This window comes from Limosilactobacillus vaginalis DSM 5837 = ATCC 49540 (genome assembly GCF_000159435.1).
GTDB lineage: Bacteria > Bacillota > Bacilli > Lactobacillales > Lactobacillaceae > Limosilactobacillus > Limosilactobacillus vaginalis.
Genome location: NZ_GG693412.1, coordinates 190,853 through 195,325, shown reverse-complemented (window position 1 = coordinate 195,325; position 4,473 = coordinate 190,853). Strand labels below are relative to the sequence as shown.

General features: G+C 39.1%; 4 protein-coding genes and 1 pseudogene. 3 read left to right on the top strand and 2 right to left on the bottom strand.

Going from position 1 to position 4,473, the window contains the following annotated elements; genetic code table 11:
* Window positions 1-244 precede the first annotated feature (244 nt).
* Together HMPREF0549_RS00855 and HMPREF0549_RS00850 are read right to left on the bottom strand one after the other, a co-directional pair.
* Entirely contained in the window at window positions 245-946 is a 702-nt protein-coding gene (locus HMPREF0549_RS00855; protein ID WP_003716351.1) for an EAL domain-containing protein, read from the bottom strand.
* Window positions 947-971: 25 nt separating this feature from the next.
* On the bottom strand, window positions 972-2,114 hold the full coding sequence (locus HMPREF0549_RS00850; RefSeq protein ID WP_224758350.1) for a GGDEF domain-containing protein: 1,143 nt from the start codon (window positions 2,112-2,114) through the stop codon (window positions 972-974).
* Window positions 2,115-2,372: 258 nt separating this feature from the next.
* Between HMPREF0549_RS00850 and HMPREF0549_RS00845 the strand changes: the two genes are divergently transcribed.
* The 3 genes and pseudogenes from HMPREF0549_RS00845 to HMPREF0549_RS09980 all read left to right on the top strand — a co-directional run.
* The gene (locus HMPREF0549_RS00845) at window positions 2,373-2,876 is read left to right on the top strand and encodes a hypothetical protein (protein WP_003716349.1); all 504 of its coding nucleotides are present in this window, start codon (window positions 2,373-2,375) and stop codon (window positions 2,874-2,876) included.
* Window positions 2,876-4,198 carry a glycosyltransferase family 2 protein gene (locus HMPREF0549_RS00840; protein ID WP_003716348.1) on the top strand — a complete coding sequence of 441 codons (1,323 nt, stop codon included), beginning with the start codon at window positions 2,876-2,878 and terminating at the stop codon, window positions 4,196-4,198. The genes HMPREF0549_RS00845 and HMPREF0549_RS00840 overlap by 1 nt, the downstream gene beginning before the upstream one ends.
* A pseudogene (locus HMPREF0549_RS09980) lies at window positions 4,191-4,473 on the top strand (EAL domain-containing protein); the annotation flags it as partial. The gene HMPREF0549_RS00840 and the pseudogene HMPREF0549_RS09980, both read left to right, overlap by 8 nt.

Sequence of the window (4,473 nt, the reverse complement as noted above, 5' to 3'; positions counted from 1 at the left end):
GCGAAGCACTTTTCAGTTAGAGTGTGAGCCGTGACGAATTAGCAACTGAGCACTAGGAAATCCCGGACGATGACTGTTTACAATTAAGGACGGGATAGCTAGGCGGAAGTTGCGGTCACGGCGAACACGTTTGGTCTATGCTGCAGTAGAAATAGTTTTAGAGCATAAACCTTGATATAAAGTTAAAAGACCCAAATTACGGTGAATAACCATAATTCGGGCCTTTTTGTTTTTTCGGATTACATTAAATTTCTGCTGAACCCTTACTCCAGTAAAAGCCTTGCTGGAGAATAGTTGGGTTACCTGCGAAAGTTTCTGCTAGTTGGCGATCGGCAATCCCTTCAATCACAAAATCAAGGTGATGGTGAGTGGCAAAAGTTAACCAAGCGTTAACAAAATTCCGTGTTGTTTCATGATCTTCATTTTTGAAAACTAATAGTGATAATTTAATTCGTTGAATTGCCGACAATTGGCGAACAATGAAAGCATAGCTGTTACTTCCAGCACAAACATCATCAATTGCTAATTCAAACCCCATCCTCTTTAACCGGAGAATCTCTTCATCAAGGTAATCAAGACTGTGGATTGTCTCTCGCCTTTCCGTAATCTCAATTGCTACTTGAGAGCCGTATTGCTCATGAATCTCCTCAAGGAATTGCCAAACACTATCGAACTCCATTTGGCATGGTTCTAAATTAATATAAATTTTTCGTTGGGGATGAGCGGTCAAAGCATCGGCAAGGGACTTCTTACTAATGGAGATCCACTGCTCGTTCCCTTCTGGGGTGGTAAGGCTATTTAAAAATTCCATCCCCGGAAATGCCCCTGATGAGTCCCGCATTAACATTTCGTGCGTGTTAACTTTAGCGTTCATCTCGTGGTCAACTTGAAAAATCGGCTGAAAGATATTATGTAATTTCTCACTGCTAATTATAATTTTTATCACTCATTCATTTTACTTTTTTGTCTTATCAATTTACTGCGACATTCTCTTCTGGCGTACTATGGTGGTCGATCACGATCCAGCCACGCCCATTATTCTTTACACTATACAACATTTTATCTGCTCGCTTCAAGGTCAGATCAAGCAATTCACCATTCAAATGATTAGTTAAACTGCAAGAAAAATTGATCGTAATTTTCACTCCTTCTTTAGTGACAATTGGCTGCTCACTAAATTGTTTTTCAATTGTTTGAAGGAGAGCGTAAACTTCCTCAATCGAATGGTTTGAGACAACAATTGTAAATTCTTCGCCACCAAAGCGGTAAACATATCCCTGATCAGGGAATGCCTCATGAATCTTTTTACGAAATACCGTTGAAAAGTAATTAAGAACCTCATTCCCCACAAAATGACCGTATGTATCATTAATTCGCTTAAAATGGTCAATATCCAGTCCACCAATCACAATACTGTGGATGTCGCGATCCTCGGTTAATGCACTAATTCCCTGACTAAGAGCCCGATAATTAAGTAATCCGGTAAGATCATCCCGCTCGCTTTCCCTCTGCAGAAGTTTGATCTTTTCCTCATTTCTAATCTCACTTTCATACCGGCGACTTTCAAAAAATAAAATGATCATAAGGCCTAGTGTCGCTGCAGCAACAGTAACAACGGTAAAATTGTTCTCAATTCCTAATGAGATGATTCCAACCAAACTTAAACTTAAGATTGCCAAGGGATAGCGAATTCGAATTGAAATCCCCTTCCATTGCACTAACACTCCGCAAACTAGCAGAAAAATTGCTGATTCGCCAAGCCAAATCCACCAGGTACTTATTGATTCAATTCCCAAAAGAACTTCAACCGCATTTGCAAATATAGGTGTAATCGCTAAGAGTCCCCACCAAAGCTTATTTTTACTATTACGAAAGACCATTGTGACTGAAACAACCTGCATAAAGGCAACTTCATTAATATTAAGTAGGGACAGCTGTAATAAGCAGAACTCCTGAATAAAATACGTAATCGTAATTGCCGCAACTAACCCGCAATTGGCTAGTTTATTTCCTTGAAACGATTCCCAATACCGTTCAAAGTAAATTTGACTAATAATCATACAGATAACAATTATTGGCAAATAAATAACTGCACTAAAAAGTTGGATCGCCAAATTAACTTCACCTTTTCGTTGTAATTTTTGATAACTTTCAAATTTTACTGCTCCTCGCTAATTTAATCTAGGAAAATCTGGGGGATAAATTCATATTCCACTTTAATCTTTGCATGACAATCAACCGTCTAGAAGCATTTATCTTATTAGCCATTTTATGGTAATTTTGTGATATAATTTTTTGCAGAAATTTTCTATTCATTTAACTAGGGGGAACGGTAATGATTGTCATGGGGATTTCATTACCGATTTAATTTTATGAATACTAGCACACGTAATAATTATCGGGACCATTTCTTTGAACATGGTCACTGGGGAATTAAAGTTCGCCAAACACTGGTCGCACTAATTTGTTGGTTAACTCTATTTACACCAATTGTCATTACAAGCGCCACCTATTTAGCTTACCTAACTCACGGCCGTCACGGTCATTTCTTTTGGCATTACACTGAAGGATTTCAGGAATTAAACTTCTTGGTAATCTTTTTAACCTTTGCTTTAGGAATGATCGCTGTTTTTTGTCTGGCAATGGGATACATTCAGTTCCAGCGCTCTCGAGGGTTAGTCAATAAATGGCCGTTATTTGACATCACTAAGAATCATTGGGAACGGCAAACGGCAGAAAAGTTTATGACCGCTCGTTTTGGGGCTGAAAAGCAACGCCAAAATTTACGGAACTACACGGTAAAGCCTGAACAAAACCTTGCCAAAAACCAGCTAAAAGATGTTATCGCCAATACAAATATGGAGGCCGACAACTAATGGTTTCTAATATTTTTGACGCTGCTTTGAATACAGCGACACCTTGGGAAAGCTTTCTCTTTGTTGTTACCCTAATTCTTTGTCTCTACCCAATTTTGGGGGCAATGTTCTGGTTTTTTGGTGCGGTATCATACATGCTTTTTCGTCATCGTGAAGAACTTCTTCCTGATGTGGAATTAGAAAGTGAACCATTCATTACGATCATGATTCCGGCCCACAATGAAGAAGTTGTCATCAAGAGCACCCTTGAATATCTCTTAACCAAGCTCCATTACCATAACTATGAAGTCTTAGTAATGGATGATGGAAGTACTGATCGCACCCCAGAGATATTACACCAAATGCAAAAGTCATTTCCCCGGCTTCGGGTAATTAGGATCGAAGAAAATCAAGGAAAAGCCCATGCCTTTAATATTGGGATCTTTTTTGCTAAGGGGGAATATATTCTTAGCAATGATGCTGATACGATTCCAGAACCAGATGCACTAATTAAGTATATGCAATACTTTACTAGTCCAAATGGCGTTAACTATGCTGCAATTACGGCTAATATGGATGTTTATAACCGATCAACGCTGTGGGGAAAGTCACAAACCGTTGAATTTTCTAGTATTGTTGGAATTATCAAACGCAGCCAAACTGCCGTAAATAACACAATGTATGCTTATAGCGGAGCGAATACAATGTATCGACGAAACTTTTTAATTAATGTCGGTGGTTTTCGCCAGGACCGGGCAACAGAAGATATCAGCATTGCCTGGGATCATACCTTCATGAATGTTGTTCCCAAGTTTGCACCTGACATCGTCTTTCACATGAACGTTCCGGAATCATTCCATGATCTTTACCGTCAACGAACTCGGTGGGCCCAAGGTGGAACCGAGGTCTGGTTAACCAATTTTACCAAGATCATCACTCATCCTTGGCGCTTTCGCTTTGTTATTCCAATGTTAGTTGACACGACCCTTTCAATCGTCTGGTCATTTTTCTTTTGGATTACAAGCTTAATTTTTGTTAGTTTAATGACGTCATTTTTCCTTACAGGTAATTATGAGCGGGTCTGGCACGGAATTGTAATGAGCATGATCTTTGTTAGTTTCCAGTTAATCGCTGGCCTTTTCCAAGTTTTAGCCGCGTTAATTCTTGATTTTAACGGGACCAAACTACGCTACTTTGCTTTCTCGCCCCTTTACCTCCTCTTTACATGGCTCGTCAATCCCTTAACAATCGTTACCACCTTTGTTAAAGCAGTTAAGACGGTATTGGGCCACGGAAGCGGTAAATGGGTTAGTCCAAAACGAAAGGTTAGTTCTGATGAATGATTTAAAAACATTTTTCTGGTGGATCTTTATCACTTTTACCCTCAGTTGCTGTTTACTTTGCATTGAAGCACGGATCCGTTACAGAAATAAAAAGGGAATCGATCAGGATCAAGAATTTTCAAATAAATACAAATACTTTGGCCAACCGATTTATAATCACCATAAAAGGATTCAGGGTTATGAATTGCTTCTCCGTGAATTTGATTCACAAACACAGTGTTGGCAACTACCATCCGATGTGAATAACTTTCCATTAAGTAAAATTGTTCACACCG